General features: G+C 53.2%; 30 protein-coding genes and 1 pseudogene. 30 read left to right on the top strand and 1 reads right to left on the bottom strand.

Translation table 11 applies throughout. From position 1 onward, the window contains the following. Positions 1 to 4: 4 nt before the first annotated feature. The 20 genes and pseudogenes from V8L73_RS06090 to V8L73_RS19830 form a co-directional block, all read left to right on the top strand. A complete protein-coding gene (locus V8L73_RS06090) occupies positions 5 to 169 on the top strand; it encodes a hypothetical protein (protein WP_347254378.1) in 165 nt (54 codons plus the stop codon). Beyond that, positions 169 to 1,416: a phage portal protein gene (locus tag V8L73_RS06095; protein ID WP_347254379.1), complete on the top strand. Its 1,248-nt coding sequence runs from the start codon at positions 169 to 171 to the stop codon at positions 1,414 to 1,416. The genes V8L73_RS06090 and V8L73_RS06095 overlap by 1 nt, the downstream gene beginning before the upstream one ends. Continuing rightward, positions 1,394 to 2,044: an HK97 family phage prohead protease gene (locus tag V8L73_RS06100; protein WP_347254797.1), complete on the top strand. Its 651-nt coding sequence runs from the start codon at positions 1,394 to 1,396 to the stop codon at positions 2,042 to 2,044. The genes V8L73_RS06095 and V8L73_RS06100 overlap by 23 nt, the downstream gene beginning before the upstream one ends. A gap of 15 nt (positions 2,045 to 2,059) precedes the next feature. Next, positions 2,060 to 3,268, top strand: coding sequence for a phage major capsid protein (locus tag V8L73_RS06105; RefSeq protein ID WP_347254380.1), 1,209 nt, complete (start codon positions 2,060 to 2,062; stop codon positions 3,266 to 3,268). Positions 3,269 to 3,313: 45 nt separating this feature from the next. Continuing rightward, positions 3,314 to 3,646, top strand: coding sequence for a hypothetical protein (locus V8L73_RS06110; RefSeq protein WP_347254381.1), 333 nt, complete (start codon positions 3,314 to 3,316; stop codon positions 3,644 to 3,646). A 13-nt stretch (positions 3,647 to 3,659) separates the two neighbouring features. Further along, on the top strand, positions 3,660 to 3,962 hold the full coding sequence (locus V8L73_RS06115) for a head-tail connector protein (protein WP_347254382.1): 303 nt from the start codon (positions 3,660 to 3,662) through the stop codon (positions 3,960 to 3,962). Positions 3,963 to 3,969: 7 nt separating this feature from the next. Continuing rightward, positions 3,970 to 4,296 (top strand): phage head closure protein, encoded by a 327-nt coding sequence (locus V8L73_RS06120; protein WP_347254383.1) that lies wholly within the window; start codon positions 3,970 to 3,972, stop codon positions 4,294 to 4,296. Beyond that, complete coding sequence (locus V8L73_RS06125; protein WP_347254384.1) at positions 4,274 to 4,672, top strand: hypothetical protein; 399 nt, start codon at positions 4,274 to 4,276, stop codon at positions 4,670 to 4,672. The genes V8L73_RS06120 and V8L73_RS06125 overlap by 23 nt, the downstream gene beginning before the upstream one ends. Positions 4,673 to 4,677: 5 nt before the next feature. Beyond that, complete coding sequence (locus V8L73_RS06130; RefSeq protein WP_347254385.1) at positions 4,678 to 5,073, top strand: HK97-gp10 family putative phage morphogenesis protein; 396 nt, start codon at positions 4,678 to 4,680, stop codon at positions 5,071 to 5,073. Positions 5,074 to 5,076: 3 nt separating this feature from the next. Further along, positions 5,077 to 5,547, top strand: coding sequence for a phage tail protein (locus V8L73_RS06135; protein WP_347254386.1), 471 nt, complete (start codon positions 5,077 to 5,079; stop codon positions 5,545 to 5,547). A 38-nt stretch (positions 5,548 to 5,585) separates the two neighbouring features. Further along, complete coding sequence (locus V8L73_RS06140) at positions 5,586 to 5,951, top strand: phage tail protein (RefSeq protein WP_347254387.1); 366 nt, start codon at positions 5,586 to 5,588, stop codon at positions 5,949 to 5,951. Positions 5,952 to 6,147: 196 nt separating this feature from the next. Continuing rightward, positions 6,148 to 9,306, top strand: coding sequence for a phage tail tape measure protein (locus V8L73_RS06145; protein WP_347254388.1), 3,159 nt, complete (start codon positions 6,148 to 6,150; stop codon positions 9,304 to 9,306). Between the two features lie 8 nt (positions 9,307 to 9,314). Next, the gene (locus V8L73_RS06150; RefSeq protein ID WP_347254389.1) at positions 9,315 to 9,644 is read left to right on the top strand and encodes a phage tail protein; all 330 of its coding nucleotides are present in this window, start codon (positions 9,315 to 9,317) and stop codon (positions 9,642 to 9,644) included. A gap of 33 nt (positions 9,645 to 9,677) precedes the next feature. After that, complete coding sequence (locus V8L73_RS06155) at positions 9,678 to 10,010, top strand: hypothetical protein (protein WP_347254390.1); 333 nt, start codon at positions 9,678 to 9,680, stop codon at positions 10,008 to 10,010. Positions 10,011 to 10,082: 72 nt separating this feature from the next. Then, positions 10,083 to 10,790, top strand: coding sequence for a phage minor tail protein L (locus tag V8L73_RS06160; RefSeq protein WP_347254391.1), 708 nt, complete (start codon positions 10,083 to 10,085; stop codon positions 10,788 to 10,790). Between the two features lie 5 nt (positions 10,791 to 10,795). Continuing rightward, positions 10,796 to 11,518, top strand: a complete 723-nt coding sequence (locus V8L73_RS06165) for a C40 family peptidase (protein WP_347254392.1) — start codon at positions 10,796 to 10,798, stop codon at positions 11,516 to 11,518. Beyond that, the gene (locus tag V8L73_RS06170; protein ID WP_347254393.1) at positions 11,515 to 12,015 is read left to right on the top strand and encodes a tail assembly protein; all 501 of its coding nucleotides are present in this window, start codon (positions 11,515 to 11,517) and stop codon (positions 12,013 to 12,015) included. The genes V8L73_RS06165 and V8L73_RS06170 overlap by 4 nt, the downstream gene beginning before the upstream one ends. Positions 12,016 to 12,076: 61 nt before the next feature. Then, a complete protein-coding gene (locus V8L73_RS06175; RefSeq protein ID WP_347254394.1) occupies positions 12,077 to 15,289 on the top strand; it encodes a host specificity protein J in 3,213 nt (1,070 codons plus the stop codon). Next, the gene (locus tag V8L73_RS06180; RefSeq protein WP_347254395.1) at positions 15,282 to 16,256 is read left to right on the top strand and encodes a DUF6453 family protein; all 975 of its coding nucleotides are present in this window, start codon (positions 15,282 to 15,284) and stop codon (positions 16,254 to 16,256) included. The genes V8L73_RS06175 and V8L73_RS06180 overlap by 8 nt, the downstream gene beginning before the upstream one ends. 52 nt (positions 16,257 to 16,308) lie before the next feature. Beyond that, positions 16,309 to 16,605 (top strand): annotated as a pseudogene (locus V8L73_RS19830) (prophage tail fiber N-terminal domain-containing protein); the annotation flags it as partial. Here the strand turns inward: V8L73_RS19830 and V8L73_RS06185 are convergent. Then, positions 16,500 to 17,180: a hypothetical protein gene (locus tag V8L73_RS06185; RefSeq protein ID WP_347254396.1), complete on the bottom strand. Its 681-nt coding sequence runs from the start codon at positions 17,178 to 17,180 to the stop codon at positions 16,500 to 16,502. The pseudogene V8L73_RS19830 and the gene V8L73_RS06185 sit on opposite strands and share 106 nt — an antisense overlap. Position 17,181: 1 nt before the next feature. On the opposite strand from V8L73_RS06185, the gene V8L73_RS06190 reads away from it, so the two are divergent. The 10 genes from V8L73_RS06190 (at position 17,182) to ccmI (ending at position 25,809) form a co-directional block, all read left to right on the top strand. Next, on the top strand, positions 17,182 to 18,309 hold the full coding sequence (locus V8L73_RS06190) for a hypothetical protein (RefSeq protein ID WP_347254397.1): 1,128 nt from the start codon (positions 17,182 to 17,184) through the stop codon (positions 18,307 to 18,309). A gap of 524 nt (positions 18,310 to 18,833) precedes the next feature. Further along, the gene (gene ccmA / locus V8L73_RS06195; protein ID WP_261831458.1) at positions 18,834 to 19,460 is read left to right on the top strand and encodes a cytochrome c biogenesis heme-transporting ATPase CcmA; all 627 of its coding nucleotides are present in this window, start codon (positions 18,834 to 18,836) and stop codon (positions 19,458 to 19,460) included. Continuing rightward, on the top strand, positions 19,460 to 20,119 hold the full coding sequence (gene ccmB, locus V8L73_RS06200; RefSeq protein WP_027275178.1) for a heme exporter protein CcmB: 660 nt from the start codon (positions 19,460 to 19,462) through the stop codon (positions 20,117 to 20,119). The genes ccmA and ccmB overlap by 1 nt, the downstream gene beginning before the upstream one ends. Before the next feature lie 44 nt (positions 20,120 to 20,163). Further along, positions 20,164 to 20,898 carry a heme ABC transporter permease gene (locus V8L73_RS06205; protein WP_027275179.1) on the top strand — a complete coding sequence of 245 codons (735 nt, stop codon included), beginning with the start codon at positions 20,164 to 20,166 and terminating at the stop codon, positions 20,896 to 20,898. Continuing rightward, positions 20,898 to 21,113: a heme exporter protein CcmD gene (gene ccmD / locus V8L73_RS06210; RefSeq protein ID WP_027275180.1), complete on the top strand. Its 216-nt coding sequence runs from the start codon at positions 20,898 to 20,900 to the stop codon at positions 21,111 to 21,113. Before V8L73_RS06205 ends, ccmD begins: the two co-directional genes overlap by 1 nt. Next, positions 21,110 to 21,607 carry a cytochrome c maturation protein CcmE gene (gene ccmE, locus V8L73_RS06215; protein WP_027275181.1) on the top strand — a complete coding sequence of 166 codons (498 nt, stop codon included), beginning with the start codon at positions 21,110 to 21,112 and terminating at the stop codon, positions 21,605 to 21,607. Before ccmD ends, ccmE begins: the two co-directional genes overlap by 4 nt. After that, on the top strand, positions 21,604 to 23,565 hold the full coding sequence (locus V8L73_RS06220; protein ID WP_347254398.1) for a heme lyase CcmF/NrfE family subunit: 1,962 nt from the start codon (positions 21,604 to 21,606) through the stop codon (positions 23,563 to 23,565). The genes ccmE and V8L73_RS06220 overlap by 4 nt, the downstream gene beginning before the upstream one ends. Then, entirely contained in the window at positions 23,562 to 24,119 is a 558-nt protein-coding gene (locus tag V8L73_RS06225; RefSeq protein ID WP_027275183.1) for a DsbE family thiol:disulfide interchange protein, read from the top strand. The genes V8L73_RS06220 and V8L73_RS06225 overlap by 4 nt, the downstream gene beginning before the upstream one ends. Further along, positions 24,119 to 24,607, top strand: coding sequence for a cytochrome c-type biogenesis protein (locus tag V8L73_RS06230; protein ID WP_027275184.1), 489 nt, complete (start codon positions 24,119 to 24,121; stop codon positions 24,605 to 24,607). Before V8L73_RS06225 ends, V8L73_RS06230 begins: the two co-directional genes overlap by 1 nt. Beyond that, positions 24,604 to 25,809, top strand: coding sequence for a c-type cytochrome biogenesis protein CcmI (ccmI, locus tag V8L73_RS06235; protein ID WP_245614563.1), 1,206 nt, complete (start codon positions 24,604 to 24,606; stop codon positions 25,807 to 25,809). The genes V8L73_RS06230 and ccmI overlap by 4 nt, the downstream gene beginning before the upstream one ends. Positions 25,810 to 25,843: the final 34 nt, after the last annotated feature.

Consider the following 25,843-nt stretch of genomic DNA (forward strand, 5'->3'; position numbering starts at 1 on the left):
AATTATGATCCTAACCATTCTCGCCCTGATTGTAGGGGTGGCGGGGGCGCTATTGCTCTCAATCGGGGCATGGATGATTTACCCGCCGGCGGGGTTTATCGCAGGCGGCGTTTTATGTCTAGCCTGGTCGTTCCTTGCGGCCCGCGCGCCACAGAAAGGGGGTAGTTAATGTTCTTCCCTGGACTGTTTAAGAAGTCTCATGATTCTACGCCGGTGACTACGCCGGCAGAGTTGGCCGAGTTAACTGGTTTAACTTACGACACCTACACCGGAAAACGTGTCAGCAGCCAGCGAGCGATGAGGCTCACGGCGGTTTTCGGCTGTGTTCGCGTATTGGCAGAATCGATCGGCATGCTGCCTTGCAACTTGTATAAAGCGACCGGGAAGGGCAAGGAAAAGGCGTCGGCGGAGCGGCTCTATAAACTTCTGTCTATGAAGCCCAACGGATACATGACGCCGCAAGAATTCTGGGAGTTGCTGACGGTATGTCTGTGCCTCCGCGGTAATTTCTATGCCTACAAAGTCAAAGCGCTGGGGGAGGTGGTTGAGTTGCTTCCACTCGATCCCGGCAGTGTAGCCCCTAAGCTCAACTCTGCATGGGAGCCGGTTTATCGGGTGACGTTCCCCGACGGTTCAACTGACGTTTTAGGCCAAGACGACATATGGCATGTCAGAACGCTAACGCTTGACGGACTGGTTGGGCTCAATCCTATTGCGTATGCGCGAGAAGCAATCGCTCTGGGGCTGGCGACAGAAGAGCACGGTTCGAGGTTGTTTAGCAATGGTGCGGTAACGTCCGGCGTGCTGCGCACTGAACAAACGCTGACTGATGCAGCTTATAACCGGTTGAAAAAGGACTTTGAGGAACGCCACTCCGGGCTGGGCAATGCTCACCGCCCAATGATCCTTGAGATGGGGCTGGATTGGAAAGCGATGGGGCTCAACGCGGAAGATAGCCAGTTTCTGGAAACCCGCAAATTCCAGCTGGAGGAAATCTGCCGCTTGTTTCGCGTCCCTATGCACCTGGTACAGAACACCGACAGGGCGACGTTCAACAACATAGAAAATCTGGGGATCGGTTTTATCAACTACTCCCTTGTGCCGTATCTCACCCGGATAGAACAGCGGATCAATACGGGGCTGGTACGGGAGTCGAAACAGGGCATCTATTACGCCAAGTTCAACGCGGGGGCGTTGCTGCGCGGCGATATGAAGTCGCGGTTTGAGGCTTACTCAACCGGGATCAACTGGGGGATCTATTCCCCCAATGATTGCCGGGAGCTGGAAGACCTTAACCCGCGTGCCGGCGGCGATGTTTACCTGACGCCAATGAACATGACGACTAAACCGTCTGACGGCGGCAAGCGAAAAATAACCGAGGAGCAGCACAATGCTGATGACCAAACAGCGGCTTGATATTCCGTTAAAACTAAAGTCGGTCAGTGATACCGGCGAATTTGACGGCTATGGCTCAGTATTTGGCGTCAAGGACAGTTACGACGATGTTGTTGTCCCCGGCGCGTTTTCTAAGTCGCTTCAAACGTGGCGAGAGAAGAATGCTATGCCAGCTATGCTCTGGCAGCATCAAATGGATGAGCCCATCGGTGTCTATACCGAAATGAAAGAGGACGAGGTGGGGCTGTATGTCAAGGGGCGACTTCTCATTGATGATGATCCTTTGGCAAAGCGCGCTCATGCTCATATGAAGGCCGGTTCTTTAACCGGCCTTTCTATTGGTTACATGCTGAAGGATTGGGAGTACGACCGGACTAAAGAGGTTTTTCTGCTTAAAGAGATCGACCTTTGGGAGGTCAGCCCAGTTACTTTTCCGTCCAATGACGAAGCCCGTATCAGCGAAGTAAAAAGCGCAGTAGCGCGGGGTGAAATGCCCTCCCAGAAAACTATCGAGCGAGTCCTGCGCGATGTTGGACTCTCCCGCACCCAGGCGAAAGCGTTCATGGCCGGTGGCTATGGCTCACTGTCTCAGCGTGATGTTGATGGCGTGTCTTCTGCATTGGATGCACTTAAAACCCTTAAATTTTAATTAGGAAAATAACTTATGGCTGTTGATATTAAAGATGTTGAACAGGTGGCGCAGGATCTGCAGGCGAAGTTTAATGACTTTCGAGCCAAGAACGACAAGCGCATTGATGCCATCGAAGGCGAAAAGAGCAAGCTGGCGGGCGAAGTGGAAACCCTGAACGGCAAGCTGTCTGAGCTGGATGCCTTGAAATCTTCGCTGGAAGCCGAATTGGCTGCGCTGAAACGCCCCGGCGGTGGCACGGAAACCAAAGCGGCCAGTGAGCACAAGGGCGCCTTTATGGATTTCCTGCGCAAAGGCAAGGATGACGGCTTGCGTGATCTGGAGCGTAAAGCGCTGCAGGTTGGTGTTGATGAAGATGGTGGATTCGCAGTACCTGAAGAACTCGACCGCGCTATTTTGGAACTGCTGAAAGATGAGGTCGTCATGAGGCAGGAGGCTACGACAATCACTGTTGGTGGCGCCAACTATAAAAAGCTCGTCAATCTTGGCGGTACGGCGTCTGGCTGGGTGGGGGAAACGGATCAGCGTCCAGCTACCGATGCCTCTAAGCTTGGTCAGATTGAACCCTTTATGGGTGAGATTTACGGTAACCCGCAGGCAACCCAGACCATGCTTGACGATGCCTTCTTCAATGTTGAAGCGTGGATCAATAGCGAGCTGGCGGTGGAATTTTCCGAGCAGGAAGAGATCGCCTTTACCAGCGGTAACGGCACTAAAAAGCCGAAAGGGTTTCTGGCGTATGCTTCCAGCCTGGACAATGACAAGCTCCGCGCATTTGGCACGCTCCAGCATATCCTCTCTGGTGCCGCTGCAGGTGTTACTGCCGATGCAATTTTTAAGCTGGTGTATACCCTGCGTAAAGTTCACCGTGCTGGCGCTAAGTTCATGATGAACAACAATAGCCTCTTTGCGATTCGCATCCTAAAAGACTCCGAGGGTAACTATCTGTGGCGGCCCGGTCTGGAGGTGGGCCAGCCGTCCACGCTGGCAGGCTATGGCGTGGCGGAAAATGAGCAAATGCCCGATATCGCGGCAGACTCCAAGGCGATCGCGTTCGGCAACTTCAAGCGCGGTTACACCATCGTGGATCGCATCGGCACGCGCATTCTCCGTGACCCGTACACCAACAAGCCTTTCGTAGGCTTCTATACGACGAAGCGCACCGGCGGCATGCTGACGGACTCGCAGGCAATCAAATTGCTGAAGATTGGCACTGGCGCATAACAATTATGGGGGCTTCGGCCCCCTTTCTGTTTATAAGGATGAACGATGATCAGACTTACTCGCGATTTAACGTGGTCCCCGGACGGCTGCCATGTAGAAACAATTAAGAAGGGAGACCACGACGATCTCCCCGAACGGGCGATAGAAATCGCTCACGAATTGGAAATTGTCGGCGATATTGACAATAAACCACCTGAACAAAACACTGGCCCGCAGCCAGAGCCAGAGCCAGAGCCAGAGCCAGAGCCAGAGCCAGAGCCAGAGCCAGAGCCAGAGCCAGAGCCAGAGCCAGAGCCAGAGCCAGAGCCAGAGCCAGAGCCAGAGCCAGAGCCAGAGCCAGAGCCAGAGCCAGAGCCGACCAAAAAGAGCAAAAAGTAACAGGCGGTAAAATATGCCATTGCCAACGCTTGAAATGTTGAGAAAGCAGTGCCGGATTGATGAAGACAATGAACTTGAGAATGATTTGCTTCTGAAATATCTCGGCGCCGCTCGAAAGCAGGCGGAAATTTATATCAACCGGGCTCTGTACGATAAGGATATTCCAGATACGGATCCTGATGGGGTGCGGATTTCTGAGGATATCGAGTTAGCGCTGATGCTGGCTGTAAACCACTTTTATGTGAACCGAGACCCGTCGGTTATGCCGAACGGGGTGAAGGTGATGTTGGGGCCGTATCGCCTAATAAACGTATAGGTGAATAATGAAAACTGGTGAGAAAGATAAGGTCATTACCCTTTATTCTCCGCAGCTGGTTTCTGGTGATTTGGGGGATGTTCGTACCGAGTTGGTGAAGGTGGTCTCGATATGGGCAAAGGTTGAGTCCATTTCTAACCGCAAGATTCGGACCGCTGAGCAAGAGCAGGTTATCGAAACTCTGCAATTTACGGTAAGTCCTCGCTCAGACGTTCAAATTGATTGGGTTATTGAATATCAGAAGCGGCTTTTTACTGTACGCGCCTGCGATCGCAATAACTCGGCCGAGCTTATCATTACAACGGAGGCAGATGTCCGCCATGATAGAGAGTGACATTCGTCAGTCTCTTTCCGGTATAACGAAACTTCCTGTTTTTCCCTTACTACTGCCAAAAGACGCCCAGGAAGGCATCACCTATCAGCGTATTAGCGATCCTCGCTATAGCTCAGGCCTAATCACGACTCATCTTGTTCAGGCTCGCTTTCAAGTCAGTATTTACATACTGAATGATTACGAAAAGGCCTTGAGGCTGGACAGGGCCGTTTGTGATGCTTGGGAGTCGGTGAGCCATGGGTATATCGGCAACCATCCTGTGCAGACAGTGCAGCGTGGAGGGATTAAGCAAGGCCGGGAGGAGCTGACAAAAAATACAGTCCGGTGGTCTGTTATACGGGACTTCATCATCATCTATCCCGAGGGGGCCGCGTGATAACGATGGAGATTAAGGGGCTGGACGAGCTAGCAAGACAGCTCGAACGGCTTGATCAAAAAGTGTCAGAAAAAATCCTCCGGCAAGCTGGCCGGGAAGCGATGGAGGTCGTTAAAGAGGATATGCAGGCAAACGCTGGGTTTGATGACTCAAGCGGCAGTGAGCACATGCGCGACAGCATTAAGATCACAACTAAAAAGCGCCGTAACGGCGTTTCTGTTTTTGTTGGCCCGTCAAAGCGTCACCGTATGAAAGCCGTGGCACAAGAATACGGAACCATTAAACAAGTCCCCCAAGCCTTCATCCGACCGGCCCTCGATTACAACAAGCGGGCCGTTCTTAATAAGCTAACCCAAGCGCTCCGTGATGCGCTTCAATCATATAGAAATATAAGGAGTTAAAAGATGGGAAGTGAAAAAAAATCATCCCCAGAGTACGCCATGCTGCCCGCTGGAACGGTTGTTAAGTTTGGTGCAGTTGGCGCCGCGGTCAGTGCATTACGACCGTTGGTGAATTGTAAAGCTCTCGGCGCTACAGGATTAACCGGCGGTTTTGTCGATTGCACGACTTTGTTAGACAAAAATAAGCAGTCTATTTCAGATTTGCCGGAAGGGCCGGAAAAATCGCTAGGATTTATCGATGATCCTACGAATGAAGATTTCGCCGCATTTCTAAATGCAGCTGAAAAAAGAGAGACAGTTCAATTTTATGTTGAGCTGCCAAACAAACGCACGTCAACGACGATCCTCTCGCTATCTGGCTGGGAGATGAATGAAATCTCCGCCCCTGCGAGTGAGGTGATTCAGATCACGGTTAAGGGCAAACAGAACAATTTGACCTGGGGAACGGTCACTGAAGCGCCTTCTGGCGAATAAGAACGGTTTTGTTAATAAGATAAAGATTAAGGAATTATATGAAGTCGTTGAAAGAACAATTGCTGACGCCGGGAAATACGGCTGAATCCGTTCATATCCTGGGGGCCGACGTGTTTATTCGCCGGAAGACGGCGCAGGAGCTGATCGATTACGATCGTGAATCAGCTCTCATTCGGGACAAAAAAGACGCAGAAGGGCAGTCTGTTTTTAGCGTCAACTTTATCCTGTCGGCTCTCGTTGATGAAAACGGCGCCCAGATCCCAGCGGAGGACCTGCCGACGGCTGCGGAGGTATTAGCCGTTCACGATAACGTGGCGCTAATGGATGCGTTAGTGAAAGTGCAAAAACACAGCGTCGGCACACTGGAGGAAGCGGAAAAAAACTCCTCGCCTCGCCGTGGTTAATGCTGGCCTTCCAACTGGCTGAGCGCTTCGGCGAGATAGACCCACGAAAAGTAACGCAACTCCCCGCGGATATTCTTTTGCACTGGCAGGCGTATTTCAAGATTAGCGCCGGCGCCATAAGCACTTCCGATCCTGAAATGCCCGCAGTGTCTGATATTGACGCTCAATGCGCGGCTGTAATGCGAGTATTATCATAATGGCAGATGTTGCATCTTTGGCTGTCGGCTTGCACTTGAATGCTGCGAGCTTTAAAGCACAGCTTTTTGAATCGTTAGGCAATTCAGAGCGTCGCTTTGCTACGTTTAACAGCAAGGCAAGGACCGATGCCAAAAAGACAACTGACGCCTATAGCGGGCTTTCTCGGGAAATTGCGAAAGCAAGCGGCTTGATTGCAGGGTTGACAGGGGCTGGGCTGTCGTTTGGTAGCATCATCAATACAACCCGTAAATATGAGCAGTCTCTGTCCGATCTGTCTGCTATTACAGGGGCTACCGGACGGCAGCTCAATGAGTTGAATAAAGCGGCTCAGGATATGGGCCGCTCTACTGGATATAGTGCCTCGGAAGCGGTTGAGGCACTTAAATTAATGGCCAGCGCAAAGCCTGAACTGATGGAAACGGCAGACGGCCTAGCGACGGTGACAAAGAGTGCGTTAGTTTTGGCACAGTCGTCCGGTGTAGCTTTGCCGGAGGCAACAAAAGCGCTGGCGCTTTCTTTGAACCAGTTCAGTGCCAGCGCTAAAGAGGCCGATCGGTTTATCAACGTATTGGCCGCCGGCGCGGCAGCTGGCAACTCAGAAGTACAGGACACGGCCGCCGCTATTAAAAATAGTGGTGTAGCAGCGGCACAGGCAAAGATTCCATTTGAACAGCTAAATGCCGCGATTCAGGTATTAGCTGAGCGAGAGGTTAAAGGCGGGGAAGCGGGAACCGCGCTGCGAAACGTAATTCTACGGCTGGAGAAAGCGACAGATGGCAATTTGAAGCCCTCTGTTGTTGGGCTTGAGAAAGCGTTAGAAAATCTCTCTAAGAAGAATTTATCCACGACACAGGCGATTAAGCTATTTGGACTTGAGAACTATAACGCCGCGGCGATTTTGGTTTCTCAACGAGAAAAGCTCAATAGCTTGACGCAGGCACTTACCGGCACCCAGTCAGCGCATGAGCAAGCCGCTGTGCGGGTTAATAACCTGAACGGCGATCTGCAGGCGCTGGCCGGTTCGTTTGAAGGAATGGCCATCAAGATCGGCCAGTCATCCAGCGGGCCGTTACGCGGTGCGATTAAAGGCACATCGGATGCCGTAAATTATCTCGCTGAAAACTTTGATACAGTCTCTAAAGTCGCGCTCTACACGCTTATCCCCGTCCTTGCTAATAAGCTTACCGCCGGACTTCAGCAGAATATAACTGCCTGGGTTAATTCAGAGATGGCCGCGAGAAAGGCGGCAGTGCAGCAGGCGGCAACCGCCAAGGCCGCACTTGAGGGGGCGCAGGCAATAAAGGCGCAAACTATCGCGCATAACCAGTGGATGGCCGCGCAGTCAGCCATTAATAGGCAGAATGGCCTAGTGGTTAATTACCAGGCTGACTACGTGAAAAATGCACGGGTCATAAGAGAGGCCACGATAGCGGAAACAGCCGCCAAGCGGCAACTGACGGCGGCAAATGCTCAATTAGCCGTTAGTGCCAGAGCCGCATCGGCGGCTGGTGGGTTGATGCGTGGTGCGCTCGGTTTGGTTGGTGGGCCGATGGGGATCGCCGTCATGGCTGCCGCCGGGATAGCCACGTTTGCTGCTAATGCATTTGCGGCAAAGAGCCCTACAGAGGATCTATCTGAACGCGTTAGGCAGCTCACCGCCGATATGAAAACCTTACAGCTGACCGAGCTTGATAAGACGCTTGGGGAGGTTGATAAGCAACTGGAAAATGTAGCCGGGCGCTGGAAATCACTTGAAGTTGCGAAAAAAACCGGCGGGGACGTTCCTACTTATGCAACCGATAAACTAACGGCTGAACAGGCTGAACTGAATAAAAGCCGTGAAGCCTTAGTAAAGCGGCGTGAGGAGATAGAAAAACAGGCATCGATTAAGCCTGAGCAAATTAGCTATGGGAGCAGCTTTTCTGGTTCCGGTGGGGCCGGCAAACATTCTGGACAAGTTAATCAGTTCAATACGTTTAGGCAGGAGATTGAACAGGCTAACGCCTCAAGCTTGGCCCGTATAGATTTGCAAGAGCAGCAGGCAAAGCAAAAGATGCTGGATTCAGCCAAGAAATCATCGGCCTCATTGGCTGAGGTTGAGGCTTTATCTGTACAAATTTCCCAGAAATACACCCGAGAAAGGCAGGCTTTAGCGGAGCAGTTTTCCCCAGGGAAGGCGTTGATTCGTAAAACACAGGAGACGAACGACACGCTAAAAGAGTTGTATGCCCGCGAGCTATTGAACGCGCAGGAATACAACCGGGCAAAGCAGGCTCTATATGTTGATAGCACTCGGGAGCGGCTGCGGGCTGAGGCTGAAAACGCTGTAAACCCTATGGATAGGCTGCGGGCTGATGTTGACCCTACGGCACAAATCCAGAATGAATATACGCAAAAACTAGCCTTACTTGATGCTTACCAGCAAGAGGAGGTGTTGAGGGCTGAGGGGCATGCTCAGAGAATTGCCGAGATAGAAGAGCGCTATGGTCAATTGAGGGTTCAGGCTGAAAGCGATAGAACCCAGAAGCTGCAGCAAACCAGCGCACAAGCTGCCCAGACAATGTTCACGGTAACAAGTCAGTTTGCATCGTTAACTTCAGACCTGATTCAAAACTCAGGACATGAAAATACGACAGCGATGAAAGTTCTGTTAGCTGTTCAGAAAGCGTTGGCTATTCCTTCGATTATGGTTCAAACGCAAATGGCGGCGGCGGCGGCCAGGGCTCACGGAGCTTTGTTGGGGGGGCTTATTTCTGGTGAGACTGCTGCTGATTTTGTTCAAGCTCAAGGAATGCTTTCCATTGGAATTGTGGCCAGCCAGGCGTTAACAGGTATGGCCCACTCAGGGATTGATGATGTTCCGAAAGAGGGGACCTGGCTTCTTGATAAAGGTGAGCGGGTAGTAGATCGGAGGACCAACGAGGATCTGAAGACCTACTTGAAAAGCCAGAATCAGACGCAACAGCGCGGCGCTGGCGGTACCACTCAAATTAATATTGAGGTCCCTGTTTCTATTGCCGGTCCTGAAAATTCTGGCGGCAGCGATAGCAGCATTTCGCCGGAGACAGCAAAGCTTCTGAGTCAATTTGTTACGGGGAAAATTAGGGAAGCTCTTGTGGAGCAATCGCGGGACGGCGGGCTTTTAAGCAGACGTTAAGGAGTCGAATGGAAACGTTTAATTGGGTTCCCGTGCCGGGAATGTCTGTTCAGGCAGAGCCAGACGTTAGGGTTGTAAAATTTGGCGACGGCTATGAACAGCGACAGAAGAAGGGTATTAACAATAAGTTGCTAAAATACTCGGTAACATTCAGGGTTCCACGTGCAGAGGCTTGGCTACTGGATGAATTTCTGGCGCGCCACGGAGGGGTAGCTGCGTTCCTGTGGACTCCGCCATATCGCTACAAACAAAGCCGGTTTGTCTGCCGTAAATGGACGTCGAACATCCGAAGCACGGTTACAGAGATTTCTTGCGAATTTGAAGAGGTAATGGCGTAATAGATTGAATTTAATGACGCAACAGGATGAAGCATGAAAAAAATCATATTATCAGTTGTTGGCGCAGTCTTGGTTTTTGGGCTATTGATGTTGGCTTCAGACGATTTTAACTATCTGGTGAAATCGAATATCCGGCGGTTAACTCAGGATCCAGGTCAACTCTGTGTTGACTATGAGCGTGACAATTTTTCATCTCCTAAAACAGTAAAATACTACAAAACTATATCCCATAATTCGGATGATATAGCGGTTATGGTTCTGGCTAAAAATCCCCTAGGGATAGAAGTACAAGATGTGATGCATTGCTATTTGAGTGGCGGTAAATTCAATGAATTGCATCATAGAGTTAAGAAGCTCACTAACTAATGAGCGATAAAGACTAATTCACACAAGCCCGCTGCACGCGGGCTTTTTCTTGCCTAATGTTCAGGGGACGCTATGCATAATTTACCAACGGAGACGCTACTGGAAACAGCGAAGCCGAGCCAAGAGGTTTTGATTGAGCTGTTTGATTTAGACCTGACACACATCGGCGGCGATCTTTACCGGTTCCACTCCGGCATGAACGAAATGCGCGGGGATGTCGTCTGGCAGGGCCACACATATACGCCATACCCCATAGAAGCGAAAGGATTTGAATTCAACGGCCAGGGTACAAGCAACCGCCCGACCATGACCGTCGCCAACCTGACAGGGCTGATTACCGGGCTGAGCCAAGACTATGACGATCTTGTGGGCGGCATCGTCACCCGGCGCCAGGTCTACGCGAAATTTTTGGATGCGGCCAACTTCTATCAGGGCAACCCTAACGCAGACCCAACCCAGGAGCTGGTGTCGCGCTACATCGTTGAGCGCATGACGACACTGCTGGCTGATTTCGCTACGTTTGAACTTGCGCTGCCGAGTGAAAGCGATGGGGCAAAGCTGCCGGCGCGGATCATCGTAGCGGACACCTGCGGCTGGATCTATCGCAGTTCAGAATGCAGCTACACCGGCGGGCCGGTGGCTGATGAGTTTGACACCCCTACAACAGATCCAAAATGCGATAAGTGCGGCAAGCGCCTGTCGTCTTGCAAGCTGCGGTTTGGCCGAAATGCGCCGCTGCCGTTCGGCGGGTTCCCCTCAGTATCTAAAATGTCCCGGTAATCATTATGGAAAAAGACATACTGGATCACGCTGCGGCGTGCTATCCAGCGGAGTCATGTGGCTTCGTTATAGAGACGGCCGCCGGGCGGCACTATATGCCCTGCGCCAATGTCGCCGAGTCGCCGACGGAATCGTTTGAGATATCGCCTGACGACTGGCTACGGGCGCATACCGCCGGGGAGGTTGTCGCAGTAGTTCATAGTCACCCCGACGGGCTGCCGGCCCTAAGTGTCGCGGACAGGGCCGCACAGCGCCGCACAGCTCTTGAGTGGTGGCTTGTTTGCGGCGGAACAATCCGGAAATTCCGGAACGTTCCGCCGCTGCTTGGCCGCCAGTTCGAACATGGCGCCACGGACTGTTACACGCTGTTCCGTGATGCGTATCATCTTGCTGGCGTCGATATGCCGGATTTTGCTCGGACGGACGAATGGTGGGCGCGAGGGGAGAATCTCTATCTGACGAATATGGAACCGACAGGCTTTCAGCGCGTCGATGCTCCAGAGCCAGGCGACATCATTTTAATCTGTCTCGGTACCGCGACGGCGAATCACGCAGCCATCTACTGCGGCGAGCAGATGATCTTACACCACTGCCCGAACCGGCTTAGCCGCCGGGACCTTTATAACGGCTACTGGCTCAACTACACGCATTCAATATGGAGGCATAACCAATGGCAATCGTCCGGTTTTATGGCGATCTCCAACGATATGGACGCAAGTTCACTATGAACGCACCCACAGCGAGCGAGGCGCTCCGTGGGTTAATACTGCAAATTCCCGGCCTGCAGCGGCATATTGCCAGTGACTTTTACCGCGTGCGGATCGCCGGGCGAGATATCGACGAAGGTGGTCTGCACGCGGGAATGCTGTCGCCGCTGCGCGATGATGACGTAATTCACATTATCCCGCGCGCGGTGGGAGCGAAAAACAGCATGGGGATTATCCAATTTGTCGCTGGTGCCGCTATGGTGATCGTTGGTATTTTTTCTTCGGCGTATGGCGGAGCAGGGATGATTGCCGCCGGTGCCGGTATGATGCTGGGTGGCATAGCAACAATGCTCACCAAAATGCCAAAAACAAAAACAGCCAATGATGGAGAGGGTAACAATAATACCGCGTTCTCCAATCTCGACAATACGGTTGCTCAGGGGCAGCCAGTCCCGCTCTGCTATGGCCGGATGATGATCGGCTCGAAGGTGCTATCACAAGGCCTAAGCACGCTGTAATCCATTTCTTTTTTCGTATAGCTCGCCCCGTGCGGGCTTTTTTATGCCTGGAGTTTTCTATATGGGTAAAGGTGGTGGTAGTTCACATACGCCAACTGAGGCGCCGGACTCGCTTAAATCACGACAGCAACTCTCAATTATCGACATGCTTTGCGAAGGCCCGATCGAGGGACCGGTAGGCGGCCTGCGTGGCGTCTATCTGAACAAAACGCCGGTGCAGGGGGATGATGGTACAAATAACTTTTCCGGCGTTCAGCTTCAGTGGGTTGCGGGTACACAGACACAGGAGCATCTTTCCGGCTTCCCGTCGTCAGAGAATGAGATATCCGTTGGCAGCGAAGTAAAGTACAGCACGCCAATTGTCCGAACCATTACGGATGTTGATATTGATCGGATCCGCGTAACAGTCGGCGTTCAAGCTCTCTATGAAGTGAATGATAAAGGCGACACAAACGGAAGCCGCGTGCAGCTGTTGGTACAGGTGGGGAGCGGTTCTGTATGGCGGACGGTTGAAACTGTTGATTTTAGCGGGAAGACGCGCAGCCAATATCTGCGCTCAGTCATTATCGATAACCTGCCGCCGCGCCCGTTTAATATCCGAGTGGCCCGCACGATAGAAGACAGCACGTCATCGCGGCTTGAAAATCGGACGCTATGGTCAAGCTATACCGAAATCATTGACACTAAGCTCACGTATCCCAACACAGCGGCGGTCGGCCTGCTGTTTGATTCCGAGCAGTTCAACGGCGTGCCTAGTCGGCAGTATCTGATCGACGGAATGATCATACGGATTCCGGACAATTATGATCCTGTTAACCGGACGTATAGCGGCGTATGGTCAGGAAATTTTAAATTTGGCTGGACCAACAATCCCGCCTGGATTTATTACGATATGGCGATGAATGAACGCTATGGGATGGGGAAGCGGCTCGGGCCGTTCGGCGCTGACAAATTCATGCTCTATACCATCGGCCAATATTGCGATCAGTTCGTTCCCGACGGCTTTGGTGGCACAGAGCCAAGAATGACGTGTAATGCATATATCACCGATGCGCGGGCAGCATATGAGTTGTTAAACGACTTAGGCTCTATTTTCCGTTCCATCCCAGTATGGAATGGGCTTCAAATGACGGCAATCATGGACCGTCCGGCGGATCCTGTTTGGCGCTACAGCAATGCTAACGTCGTTGACGGCAAATTTTCCCGCTCATCTTCAGCGCAAAAAGCCCGGCACACGGCGGCGCATGTTCGTTATATCGACCCGTTTAACGGCTGGGAGACGGCGACAGAGTACGTCGCGGACGATGACATGATAGCCCGCTACGGACTGAACGTCCTGCAGGTGGATGCTTTCGGTTGTACGTCACGCGGGCAAGCGCACCGCGCCGGGAAGTGGCTTCTTGAAACTGAACGCCTGGAACGCATGACAATCACGTTTGAAGTTGGGCGGGAAGGGCTCAAGCATTTGCCGGGTGACATTATCGAAATCGCTGACAATGACTATGCTGGCGCCCGCATCGGTGGACGCATCGTCAGTATCAGCGAGGACCGGCAAACTGTCACGCTTGACCGAGACGTTGTGATTAACGAAGGGGAGCAGGCGTTTTTTGGTTATATCGACGCCGACGGCACGCCGCAGCGTGTGCAGGTGTTCTCTCAGCCAGAGCCGAATGTGTTGGTTCTTGGTAAAGCCATTGCCGGCATGACCGACTTTGGCATGTGGACCCTATCGACAGCTTCCCTCAAACCGGAGCTTTTCCGCGCGCTGGGTATCTCTGAGTCCGACGGGGTTTACACTATCACCGCCGTACAGCATGAACCCCAGAAAGAGGCCGTGGTTGATCGCGGCACCGTCTTTGAGCCGGACACAAACACGCTATACAGTGGCGCCATTCCGCCGGTTGAACACCTACAGATTGAAGCCGTTCCGGACTCCGACGCGTATCAGATCCGGATGACATGGGACACGCCCCGAGTGATTAGCGATCTGTCGTTCGAGGTGAAATTGCTGCGCGGTGATGCTGTACATAAACGCGAAACCGTCAGGGATACCGAATTCTTATGCGGCAATCTGCCACTGGGCGATTATACAGTATCAATCCGGGGTAAAAGCGCAGCTGGTCAGATAGGGACGGAGACGACAGCAGTTTTTGAAATCGGGCCGCCGGCGCTGCCGGATAGTCTGCAGATCACCGCTGGAAACTTCAGCGTCACTATCAAACCGGTTGTAACAAAACCTACGAGTTTAGGGACTCAATACGAGTTCTATAAAGGTATGAGCGAAGCGGAAGTGTTGGCGCAGTCGAACTATCTTGGCCGGGCGTCGGTGCTGAATGACGTTAACTGTGCTCCTGACACTGAATACTGGTACGGCGTGCAGGCGGTTAATGGCGTTGGCCGCTCGGCGCTGCTGGTTCAGCGGGTACGAACGCAGCTTAAGCCAGAGGACATTCTTGATCTGATTGGCCCCGAAATTCCGAAGTTGGATTGGGCCAAAGACCTGCAAAATCTAGTTGAGGAAAACAGCAGTAATATCGTCCTGTTGTCTGACCGCGCCGCGCTGGTGGTGAATAAAGATAACCGGGTTACGGGGATCACTGTTACCGCCGGGGATGAGGCTAGTGCTATCGACTTTCTGGCCGACTTCGTTTCCTTCACCGATCCGGACTCTTTCGAAAGAAACCTTTATTGGGACAACAACCGGAAGACGCTTGTCTTAAAAGGACAAATTCAGCTTTTGGACGGGACTAGCATCTCATCTAAAAATGATTTGGGGAACGGCGGAGGCGGTATTTTTAGGATTAAGTCGGCTGGCGGCATATTTCCAGAAGACGATGCGGTGGTTAATGCGTTATTTCGCACTGCGTTCGGCTCCGATCCCGGCGTCGATACTGTGCTGACATTCTACGCTGTGAACGACGCAGGAAAGGTCACAAACTCCGATTCTCGGATGTACGACGGGCGGGCATGGATAAAGCCTCAGCTTTTCCTTGATGGCGACTTAATCGCGCTGGGGACGATTCGAGGCGATCGGCTGGTGGCCGGTACTGAAATTTACGCGCCGGTTATTAGAGGCGGACAGCTTGTGGCGGCAAATATTCAGGGCGGAACGTTGAATATTAATAACCGTTTTATGGTTGACGCTGCCGGGAATCTTTCTGTTGTTAACGGGAATGGTACCACGGGCCTTCAAATTACAAATGGTCAAACCATCAGCGTTGTTGATGAATATGGCCGGACTCGATGGATGGCAGGGAGGCTACGATATGGATGAGTATGGAGTGATAGCGTTTCCGGATATTGGGAACGCCGTTACGTTGACAGCAGGCAGTAGGGCTATGAGCTATTTGGGGTATTATGAGGTCGGGATTAGAAATAATTCCGGCTCGTTTTCTGTACCCAATAAAACGGCTGGCTCAACGCTTTACCTCGTGCCGATTATGTTCGGCACTATGATCGACGGTGGCGCATGGGCGCAGGCCGCCGTTGTAGATAGCCTGAGTATTAACGATAACGTCGTTAATTTTCACGTCAATAATCATAACCTAATAACTGTTAAATTCGCGGCATTCGAGATATTGGGGGTGTCAACGACGACCTCGACGTATGGCGTTATATTGTCGGATAGTAGCAATTATATGGAGTTGAACAGTAATACTGCAGGTTGCTGCGTCTGGCGAGGTTCGGTCAATATCAACGGGGCGTGGAGTGTCCCGACGACTATTCCCGCGCGACAGAATGCCGTTGTTTTTGCTAATTGGAGCGACCCGAATGCGGCGCTGACGTTCGACAATGCATCGAAGCAAATCAGATGCTATGCCCCCGATGGCAAGAGCGCCAGCGTGTGGGCTAACGTGTGTGTTTTTACGTCTGGTTTTAACCTTGAGCTTCCAATGTACGGCGACGCTATATTTAACGAAGCAGGGCAATGCACGTATTCATCTCTATATGCTCCGATATTTTTAGCCGGGGTGGCGGCACTAAACAAAACGCCAGGAACTTGGACGGCCTGTCCGGTTTCGGCGCCACTAATTCCTGTTGGTAGTGTTGGCGCGATGCGCACGGGTAGCGGCGGCAAAGACTACTATTTGTGGAGCCGCTGCGGCGTCAAGATGTATAACGGCAGTATCGCGGGCGGCCCCGGCGAATATCTTGGTTCATTCAAAGAGGCTGGCGCCGCGTCCTATTCTTGCGTATCTCCGGTTTCATTTCCGGTTCTTAACCTCTCCGATTATTTCTAAAATTTAAAGGTCAATTATGGCTATTCAAATTAGCGGCATTCTGAAAGATGGGATGGGGAAACCTATTCCCTGCACTATTGAACTACGTTGTAAAAAAACGTCTCTTACCGTTATTACGAAAACCGAGGCGCAACTCGGGCTGGACATTTCCGGTGCCTATAACATGCAAGTGGAACCGGGTGAATATTCGGTTTCGCTCTATGTTGATGGATATCCGCCGAAGACCGTCGGCGACATTCTCGTTTATTCCGACTCCGTGTCGGGGACGCTAAACGATTTCCTGATGATGCCCGGCGAGAGTGATTTAACGCCGGAACTCGTCCAAATATTCCAACAGCTCAGGTCAGAGGCGCAGCAGGCGGCCAGCATTGCGACCGGCGCGGCTACCACGGCGACAACGGCAGCCACGACGGCGACGAAGAAAGCCGAAACCGCGACGACCGCAGCAGACACGGCGACGGAGGCGGCGGAAACGGCAACAGAGAAAGCCGAGACAGCGACCGACGCAGCAGACACGGCAACGGCAGCAGCAGCAACAGCGACGGCGAAAGCGGGAATAGCCACGGATGCTGCTGATACGGCGACGGAGGCGGCGGACACGGCAACGACGAAAGCCGAGACAGCGACGACGGCGGCGACTACCGCAACAACGAAAGCGGAGACGGCCACAACTGCCGCGAACACGGCAACGACGAAGGCCGAAACGGCTACGACCGCCGCCAATACAGCCACAACGAAAGCTGGAGTGGCCACATCAGCCGCCGATACCGCGACAGCCGCAGCAGCGACAGCGACGACGAAAGCAGGGGTAGCGACCGACGCCGCTGATACTGCAACATCAGCGGCAACGACAGCAACGACGAAGGCCGGGATAGCAACGGCGGCAGCCGACAGCGTTAAATCGTTAACGGCTGAAGCCAGCACCTTGCCGCCTGGCTCAAATGCCACAGCGGAATGGGATGCGGAAGAGAATAAGCTGAAGCTGGGAATTCCCACTGGGGAAGAAGGGCCGCCAGCTCAGTTATCAGCACTACTAGAATCAATTTCCGCGCTTCAGACAGCAGCAAACCAAATCATCTACTTCACCGGAAGAGATAGTGCTGCGACCGCCGCTCTTAGCGAATTTGGCCGTTCGCTGATCGCGGCGGCTGACAAAGGTGCAGCTCTCGAACACCTCGGTTTAAGCGAAGCGGCTATCAAGACCGATGGCGCAGTGCCGCTCGACCAAGGCGGAACGGGGGCCACGACGTCCGAGGTGGCTCGGGTAAACTTGGGGCTTGGCAGCGCGGCAGTTCTTAATGCCGGAACAGAGACTGGTCAGGTAATGAAAGTTGGTGATACTCAGTATGTTTACAATGCAGCATACTCAGGTGGTTCATCTGCTGTAATCCCACAAGCTGGTTTTTTGTCTTCCGCTGCCGTAGGTCCAAACTCAGTAGTTAAAAACCTTGCTATTAAAGCAAGTAACGCTTCTGCGGGGTGGGTATTGTATTCTTCGTTTGGATTTTATGTTGATGGCACCAATAGCCCCAATACCTCAGCAATAATATTAACATGTACAGATGGTGGGGCGTACACGCGAAACTGGTTCTTATTTAATAATGGTGATTTGTTAGGGCCTGGCGGGGCTATGTGGGGACCAACAAATACAGTGGTTGATGCTAACGGATTTATTAAACGCGCATCGCCTGTCGTCAAACTGTTCGGGGACGGCGGCAGTGAACCAAATGGCGAGGCGGTAGGTGTAACGTCTGAGCGAATCTCAGAGGGAGTCTACCGGCTGTCCGGTGCGATTATGGGATTATGCTCGGATACAGCATGGCATATTGAAGTTCCGGCAGATGAGAACAAGCAGCCGCTGATATGGGTAGACTACGAAATAGAGCCGACAGGTGACGTTATCGTGAAAACGTATCATAGAACCCATCCAACAGCGCCAGCATTTGCGCGTAATGAGCGCGATGGATATGACGACGGCGAGCCGATTGATATACCAGCAGGTCGGTGGGTAGACCTGCGCGTTCAGGTTTATTCTGACGAGGCTCAACCTTAATCAAAATCACGGCGCTGTACTCAATGCAGCGCCGCATTTCCCCCGCTCTGTACTGGCTGGTGAGCGTTGTTACTGCTGGTTAACGGTGTCACTGCTGGTAGACGGTTTACCGTGTGAAAGGTAGACTGGTGCATTGTGGATTAGGCAAAGCTTTGAGTTGTGTACATATTGGTGTACTTTAATCTTGGTTTTTAAATTTCATTTTTTTGATTTTAAATGGAATATTTTGTTTTTTAGTTATATCCATTTAACTACGGGGACTCAAAAGCAGGCTGGCATTATATCCGCTTTTTCTATTCGTTTCAGCAGTTCAGTGTTCGTTTGTCTAACTTATCGCCTGTCTGCGGGTAAAAGGCGGTTTTTTGATAGGCTTCACATTCTGCAGACTTTCTCCCATAGGCTTTGATCTGACACCCTATTTTACTCATAAATAGGTACTTTTGGCACGGGGTGTACGCTACGAGCCCAGACAAGGCTATGTTATGATAACGGCAATTTTTCATCGACAACGTGTAATGTAAGCAATGCTGGAAGTACAAGGACTAAACTGTATCCGAGATGAAAGAGCTCTGTTCACCGAGCTTGGTTTTGTCATACATCCCGGTGAGCTAGTTCAGGTTGAAGGGCCCAACGGTGCGGGTAAAACCAGCCTGCTGCGTATTTTAGCCGGGCTTGCCAGCAGCGACGGCGGTAAAATCCTCTGGAAAGGGGAAGAAACCCGCCGCTCTCGCGACGGCTACCATAGCGACCTCCTCTATATCGGCCATCACCCTGGCGTAAAGGCCGTGCTTACTCCTTATGAAAACCTCTCCTTCTTTCAGAAAGCGTCTGGTAAAGCCGACGATAGCGCCATTTGGGACGCGCTGGCGAAGGTTGGGCTGGTTGGCTATGAGGACGTGCCCGTAGCGCAGCTTTCGGCCGGACAGCACCGTCGAGTGGCGTTGGCCAGGCTGTGGTTAAGCAGCGCGCCGCTGTGGATTTTAGATGAGCCTTTGACGGCGATAGACAAGCAGGGCGTTGAGCACCTGACTCGTCTGTTTGAAGAGCACGCTCAAAGCGGCGGCATTGTGATATTGACGACCCATCAGGATATGATTAGCGCGCGCTGCCCTATCCGCAAAATCAAGCTTGACGGCGGGGTGTGGCGCTAATGTTTATTTCCATCCTTCACCGTGAGCTGAAAATCGCCTTTCGCAAAGGGGCGGAGATCGTCAACCCGCTGTGGTTTTTCCTGATTGTCGTCACGCTGTTTCCTCTAAGCATTGGCCCCGAACCTCAGCTTCTGTCGCGCATCGCGCCGGGCGTCGTTTGGGTGGCGGCGCTGCTGTCTTCTCTCTTATCTCTTGAGCGCCTGCTGCGCGACGATTTTCTTGACGGCTCGCTTGAACAACTCATGCTGCTGCCCGTTCCGCTGCCGGTGACCATTCTGGCGAAGGTCTGCGCGCACTGGCTGCTGACCGGCCTGCCGCTTTTGATTCTGTCGCCGCTGGTAGCGCTGCTGCTTTCTTTCGATTTTTCTACCTGGCGCGCCGTTGCGCTAACGCTGCTTTTAGGAACGCCGACGCTGAGCTTTATTGGCGCCATCGGCGTTTCGTTAACGGTGGGGCTGCGTAAGGGCGGCGTCCTGCTGAGTTTATTGGTGTTGCCTCTGTATATCCCGGTTTTGATTTTCGCCACGTCGGCGATCGATGCGGCGTCAATGCTGCTGCCTATCGGTGGATATCTGGCGATTTTAGGCGCTATCCTTGCAGGGACTGCGACGCTGGCGCCGTTTGCCGCCGCCGCAGCGCTGAGAGTGAGCGTACAGTAACGGCAGCGTAGCGATTTTTTATTTTAAATGTGAGCGTAACGACTATGTGGAAATGGCTACATTCCCTCGCTAAACCCGAGACGATGTATCGTCTGTGCGGGAGGTTCATTCCGTGGACGGCCATTGCCGGTACGGTTCTCTTGTTAGGCGGCTGGACCTGGGGATTTGGCTTTGCCCCGGCGGATTACCAGCAGGGCGACAGCTTCCGGATTATCTATATCCACGTTCCTGCGGCCATCTGGTCGATGGGGATCTACGGTTCGATGGCGATCGCCGCCTTTATCGGACTGGTTTGGCAGATGAAGTCAGCCGACATGGTAGCCTCAGCGATGGCGCCCGTAGGGGCCGTCTTTACCTTCATTGCTCTGGCGACGGGGTCCGCGTGGGGTAAGCCCATGTGGGGAACCTGGTGGGTGTGGGACGCGCGTTTAACTTCTGAGCTGGTGCTGCTGTTTCTCTATCTCGGCGTTATCGCGCTGTATAACGCGTTTGAAGACCGCCGTCTTGCCGGGCGCGCTGCGGGCATTCTGGTGTTGGTGGGCGTTGTTAACCTGCCGATAATTCATTTCTCGGTTGAGTGGTGGAACACGCTGCACCAAGGCTCGACCAATATGCAGCAGTCTATCGACCCAAGCATGCGAGCGCCGCTGCGCCTGGCCATTTTCGGCTACCTTTTCTTCTTTATTACGCTGACGCTGATGCGCATGCGTAACTTGATTTTAAGCCACGACCGCCAGAAGCCCTGGGTTGAGTCGCTAGTCACCAAGGGGGCGCGCTAATGACACCGGCATTTTCTTCATGGCAGGAATTTTTCGCGATGGGTGGCTATGGCCTGTACGTTTGGCTGGCGGTATCGGCCACGATTTTGCCTCTGCTTATTTTAGTGTGGCACACGCGCTGGCAGCGTAAAAAGCTGCTAAACGAAATCCAACGCCGGAAATCGCGCGAGGCGCGCATTGAGAACGCAAAACGGGAACAGGAGGCCGTCCTATGAATCCACGTCGCAAGAATAGAATGTTTTTGGCGATCGCCATTCTTATCGGCATGGCCGTCACGATTTCGCTCGTACTGTACGCATTGCGCTCCAACATCGACCTGTTCTATACGCCGGGCGAGGTGGTTTACGGCAAGGGCGAGGACAAGATTAAGCCAGAGCCGGGGCAGCGGCTGCGCATCGGCGGCATGGTGATGCCCGGTTCCGTTGTGCGTGACCCTACGTCTTTAAAGGTGACCTTTAAGGTTTACGACGCGCGCGCGGCGATCGACGTTCGCTACGACGGCATTTTGCCTGACCTTTTCCGCGAAGATCAGAGCGTCGTTGCGCAGGGCGTATACGGTGAAGACGACGTGATTACCGCCAAGGAAGTGTTAGCTAAGCACGACGAAAACTATATGCCGCCGGAAGTTGAAGAGGCGATGAAGGATAACCACCACCGTCCGGCTGAAAGCTATAAAAAAGAGGCCGAGATGCAGGGGAAAAAGCAATGATCCCTGAACTCGGCACTTTTTCCCTCGCGCTGGCGACGGGACTGGCGCTGCTGTTGAGCATATATCCGCTGCTCGGCGCCTATCGACAGGACATGCGGATGATGGCGGTAGCTCGCCCTCTGGCTTACGGCCTGCTGGCGGCAACGCTGCTGGCCTTTGGCAGCCTGGTTTATGCGTTTATCGTCAACGACTTTAGCGTTATTTACGTTGCGGCCAACTCTAACAGCCTGCTTCCCGTCTACTTCCGCATGGCGGCGGTTTGGGGCTCGCATGAAGGTTCTCTGCTGCTGTGGATTGTGCTGCTGTCTCTCTGGACCGGCGCGGTCGCGGCGTTTAGCCAGAAAATGCCGATGGACGCCGTCGCACGCGTGCTGTCCGTGCTTGGCATGATAAACGTCGGTTTTTTGCTGTTCGTCATTTTGACCTCTAACCCTTTCCTGCGCGCGCTGCCGATGATCCCTATTGACGGTCGCGACCTGAACCCGCTGCTGCAGGACGTCGGGCTGATTTTCCATCCGCCGCTGCTTTATATGGGCTACGTGGGTTTCTCCGTTGCGTTCGCTTTCGCTATTTCTTCTTTGATGGCCGGTAAGCTCGATACCGCCTGGGCGCGATGGTCTCGCCCGTGGACGACCGCCGCGTGGGTTTTCCTTACTCTGGGTATTGCGCTGGGCTCCTACTGGGCCTATTACGAACTGGGGTGGGGCGGCTGGTGGTTCTGGGATCCGGTAGAAAACGCCTCGTTGATGCCCTGGATCACCGGCACTGCGCTGCTGCACTCGTTGGCGGTGACCGAGAAGCGAGGTTCGTTCAAAGCCTGGACGGTGCTGATGGCGATTGTGTCGTTCTCGCTGTGCCTGCTGGGCACGTTCCTGGTTCGTTCCGGCATTCTGGTTTCCGTCCACTCGTTCGCCTCAGACCCCGCACGCGGCATGTTCATTCTGGCGTTTTTAATCGTGGTGATCGGCGGCTCGCTGCTGCTGTATGCGATTAACGGCAGTCGAGTGAGAAAAACGCGGGCTCATCATGAGTTCTTTTCACGCGAATCCTTTTTGTTAGGCAACAATATCTTGCTGATGGCCGCCATGATGGTGGTTCTGTTGGGAACGCTGCTGCCTTTAGTGCATAAGCAGCTGGGGCTTGGCTCTATTTCCGTTGGCGCGCCGTTCTTTGACACGATGTTCATCTGGCTGATGGTGCCGTTCTCATTGCTGCTGGGCGTGGCGCCGCTGGTGCGCTGGCGTCGCGACGAGCCTTCCAAGCTGTTCAAGCGCTTGGCGGTCGCTCTGGTGGTTACGCTCGCCGCTTCGTTTATTCTGCCTTGGTGGCTGCAGGATAATATTATCGCCATGACGGTGCTGGGCCTGATGATGGCCGTTTGGGTCATCGTGCTGACGCTGATGGAGCTGCATGAGCGAGCGACCTACCGCCACGGCTTCTTTAAGGGATTGGCTCAGCTTCCCCGCAGCCACTGGGGTATGGCGTTAGCCCACCTTGGGGTTGCAATCACCGTGTTTGGCATTGCCTTTAGTCAGAACTACAGCATCGAACGAGACGTTCGGCTGAAGGATGGCGACAGCGTAGCGATCCGCGACTATACCTTCACCTTCCGCGACGTACGCGAAATTCAAGGGCCCAACTATACGGGCGGGGCGGGCGAGCTGGAAATCACGCGTAACGGCAAGCCGGAAGCCACGCTGCACGCAGAGAAGCGCTACTATAAGGTTGCAGGCAGCATGATGACCGAAGCCGCGATTGACGGCGGCATTACCCGCGACCTTTACGCCGCGCTGGGCGAACAGTTGGAAGACGGCGCCTGGGCGGTACGTATCTACTATAAACCGTTTGTTCGCTGGATCTGGTTTGGCGGCCTGTTTATGGCCTTTGGCGGCCTGCTGTGCATTCTCGATCCGCGCTATCGTATGAAGAAACATCCAACACGCGAGGAAACAGTGTGAACAAGAAACTGCTGTTTATTCCATTAGTCGTTTTCTTAGGCATGGTGATTGCCTTTATGGTGCAGCTGCAGCGCAACGCCGAGGGCGATGACCCAACTTCCCTTGAGTCCGCGCTTATCGGTAAGCCGGTGCCAAAGTTTAAGCTGGAGTCGCTGGATATACCCGGTAAGGTGTACGAGCAGGAGGCGCTAAACGACGGCAAACCGCTGCTGCTTAACGTCTGGGCGACCTGGTGCCCGACCTGCTATGCCGAACATCGGTTCTTAAACCGCCTGTCGGCGGAAGGCATTCGCGTAGTAGGTCTGAACTACAAGGATGAGCGGGGAAAGGCCATCAAGTGGCTGCAAGACTTGGGAAATCCTTACTCCCTTAGCCTGTATGACAACAACGGCATGCTGGGGCTGGATCTCGGCGTCTATGGCGCGCCGGAAACCTTTCTTATCGATGGAAAGGGGATTATCCGCTATCGCCACGCCGGTGATTTAAACGATAAGGTTTGGAACGAAGAAATTAAGCCTCTATGGCTTAAATATCAGGGGGAGGTTTCCCAATGATGAAGTCACTTTCAGCCATGCTGTTTACGCTGCTTATGGCGTTTAGCGTTCACGCGGCGATAGATACCTATAACTTCAAGTCCGTAGAAGAAGAGCAGCAGTTTCGCGAGCTTACCGGCCAGCTGCGCTGTCCTAAATGCCAAAACAACAGCATCGCCGACTCCAACGCGCCGATCGCAACCGATATGCGCAATAAAGTGTTTGAGCTGATGGAGCAGGGGCAGTCCAGACAGGAGATCGTTGACTACATGGTCGATCGCTACGGCCATTTTGTGACCTACGAACCCCCGGTGACGGCTGCAACCCTCATTCTGTGGATAGTTCCCGCTTTGTGCGTCGTATTTGGCATTGTTGCTATTGTGATGCTGTCCCGTCGGCGAAGAACGTCGGCGGCTGCCGGTGGCGCAGCGCTGTCGGTAGAAGAACAGCGTAGGCTTCAGCGCCTGTTAAATGAAGATAAGGGCGCAAAGGGCGGTAAAGCATCATGATGATATTTTGGCTTATCGCTGCCCTGCTGCTGATTGCGGCGACGGCGCTGTTTATCTTGCCGACGCTTAAAGGTCCAAATGAAAAGGCAGATGCAGACAGAGATGCGCTAAATAAGGCCTACTATCAGCAGCGCTTAAACGAGCTTGAGGACGACGAGGCATTGGGCGTCGTCGGTGAAAGAGACGCCATGGTAGCGGAGCTACAGCATAACCTGTTGGAAGACATTCCCGCTCGAGCCGGTACGCGTAAGCGCGCCCCCTTTAGCCTGACGGTTTTGCTGCCGGGCGTATTGCTGCTTGTGGCCGTGTCCGTTGGATTATACGTGTATACCGGTGGGATGACTCAGGTTTCCCAGTGGCGGCAGGTAGTAAAAAACATGCCCGAACTGCGGCAGAAGGCCGATGCCGGACAACTGAACGAACCCGAGGAGATTGCCCGATTTGCACTGGGGCTGCGCACCAGCCTGCTGACCGATCCGACAAACGTTCGCGATTGGACTATGCTTGGTTTGGCCGGGCTGCGCTTGGGCAACGGCGAAATGGCGCTACAGTCTTATGAAAAAGCGTATGAACTGTCGCCAAACGACGGCTATATCCAGATTATTTACGCTAAGCTGCTAACGCGCTCCAACAACCCGGAAGACGTAGCTCAGGCAAGCCGCATTCTGAAAACGCTGCTCAAGTCTGAGCCGGATAACGTGGATGCGCTTTCCGCGCTGGCGATGAACGCCTTTGGGCAAGGGAACTTTAACGAAGCTATCGCCGCTTGGGAAAAGGTTTTGACCCTGATGCCGCCGGACGCCAAAGGCGCTGACGTTATCAGGCAAAGTCTGGCCTACGCCAAGTCACAGGTAACGTCCAACGGCGTTCACCTGGGCGTGACGATTTCCGTTTCGCCTGACGTAGCGGCCCAGCTGCCGGCTCAGGGCGGCGTGCTGATTGCGGTGACCGACGGTAAGTCCACCGTTCCGGTAGCCGTAAAGCAGTTACAGTTAGGAACGTTTCCGCTTAAGGTCGAGCTGGACGACAGTAACGCGATGATGCCCTCCCGTTTGCTTTCCGGCCTGAAACAGGTAAAGATAATAGCTACCGTTACCAGCGGTGATGAGGCGGATAAACGGCGGATGATTGGAGAGAGTCGCGTTTATTCGTTCACCGGCAAAGAGAGCGTGGACGTTACGATTGAGCGAATTGAACAGTAAGCGCTGTGGCTATCAAGGCCAGCATTTGAGGGAG

Source organism: Leminorella grimontii, from assembly GCF_039789245.1.
Lineage (GTDB): Bacteria > Pseudomonadota > Gammaproteobacteria > Enterobacterales > Enterobacteriaceae > Leminorella > Leminorella grimontii.

Bases quoted from the DNA above. Each gene is read 5' to 3' on its own strand.
- V8L73_RS06090 (WP_347254378.1), top strand. From the start codon at position 5: ATGATCCTAACCATTCTCGCCCTGATTGTAGGGGTGGCGGGGGCGCTA.
- V8L73_RS06095 (WP_347254379.1), top strand. From the start codon at position 169: ATGTTCTTCCCTGGACTGTTTAAGAAGTCTCATGATTCTACGCCGGTG.
- V8L73_RS06105 (WP_347254380.1), top strand. From the start codon at position 2,060: ATGGCTGTTGATATTAAAGATGTTGAACAGGTGGCGCAGGATCTGCAG.
- V8L73_RS06110 (WP_347254381.1), top strand. From the start codon at position 3,314: ATGATCAGACTTACTCGCGATTTAACGTGGTCCCCGGACGGCTGCCAT.
- V8L73_RS06115 (WP_347254382.1), top strand. From the start codon at position 3,660: ATGCCATTGCCAACGCTTGAAATGTTGAGAAAGCAGTGCCGGATTGAT.
- V8L73_RS06120 (WP_347254383.1), top strand. From the start codon at position 3,970: ATGAAAACTGGTGAGAAAGATAAGGTCATTACCCTTTATTCTCCGCAG.
- V8L73_RS06125 (WP_347254384.1), top strand. From the start codon at position 4,274: ATGTCCGCCATGATAGAGAGTGACATTCGTCAGTCTCTTTCCGGTATA.
- V8L73_RS06130 (WP_347254385.1), top strand. From the start codon at position 4,678: ATGGAGATTAAGGGGCTGGACGAGCTAGCAAGACAGCTCGAACGGCTT.
- V8L73_RS06135 (WP_347254386.1), top strand. From the start codon at position 5,077: ATGGGAAGTGAAAAAAAATCATCCCCAGAGTACGCCATGCTGCCCGCT.
- V8L73_RS06140 (WP_347254387.1), top strand. From the start codon at position 5,586: ATGAAGTCGTTGAAAGAACAATTGCTGACGCCGGGAAATACGGCTGAA.
- V8L73_RS06145 (WP_347254388.1), top strand. From the start codon at position 6,148: ATGGCAGATGTTGCATCTTTGGCTGTCGGCTTGCACTTGAATGCTGCG.
- V8L73_RS06150 (WP_347254389.1), top strand. From the start codon at position 9,315: ATGGAAACGTTTAATTGGGTTCCCGTGCCGGGAATGTCTGTTCAGGCA.
- V8L73_RS06155 (WP_347254390.1), top strand. From the start codon at position 9,678: ATGAAAAAAATCATATTATCAGTTGTTGGCGCAGTCTTGGTTTTTGGG.
- V8L73_RS06160 (WP_347254391.1), top strand. From the start codon at position 10,083: ATGCATAATTTACCAACGGAGACGCTACTGGAAACAGCGAAGCCGAGC.
- V8L73_RS06165 (WP_347254392.1), top strand. From the start codon at position 10,796: ATGGAAAAAGACATACTGGATCACGCTGCGGCGTGCTATCCAGCGGAG.
- V8L73_RS06170 (WP_347254393.1), top strand. From the start codon at position 11,515: ATGAACGCACCCACAGCGAGCGAGGCGCTCCGTGGGTTAATACTGCAA.
- V8L73_RS06175 (WP_347254394.1), top strand. From the start codon at position 12,077: ATGGGTAAAGGTGGTGGTAGTTCACATACGCCAACTGAGGCGCCGGAC.
- V8L73_RS06180 (WP_347254395.1), top strand. From the start codon at position 15,282: ATGGATGAGTATGGAGTGATAGCGTTTCCGGATATTGGGAACGCCGTT.
- ccmA (WP_261831458.1), top strand. From the start codon at position 18,834: ATGCTGGAAGTACAAGGACTAAACTGTATCCGAGATGAAAGAGCTCTG.
- ccmB (WP_027275178.1), top strand. From the start codon at position 19,460: ATGTTTATTTCCATCCTTCACCGTGAGCTGAAAATCGCCTTTCGCAAA.
- V8L73_RS06205 (WP_027275179.1), top strand. From the start codon at position 20,164: ATGTGGAAATGGCTACATTCCCTCGCTAAACCCGAGACGATGTATCGT.
- ccmD (WP_027275180.1), top strand. From the start codon at position 20,898: ATGACACCGGCATTTTCTTCATGGCAGGAATTTTTCGCGATGGGTGGC.
- ccmE (WP_027275181.1), top strand. From the start codon at position 21,110: ATGAATCCACGTCGCAAGAATAGAATGTTTTTGGCGATCGCCATTCTT.
- V8L73_RS06220 (WP_347254398.1), top strand. From the start codon at position 21,604: ATGATCCCTGAACTCGGCACTTTTTCCCTCGCGCTGGCGACGGGACTG.
- V8L73_RS06230 (WP_027275184.1), top strand. From the start codon at position 24,119: ATGAAGTCACTTTCAGCCATGCTGTTTACGCTGCTTATGGCGTTTAGC.
- ccmI (WP_245614563.1), top strand. From the start codon at position 24,604: ATGATGATATTTTGGCTTATCGCTGCCCTGCTGCTGATTGCGGCGACG.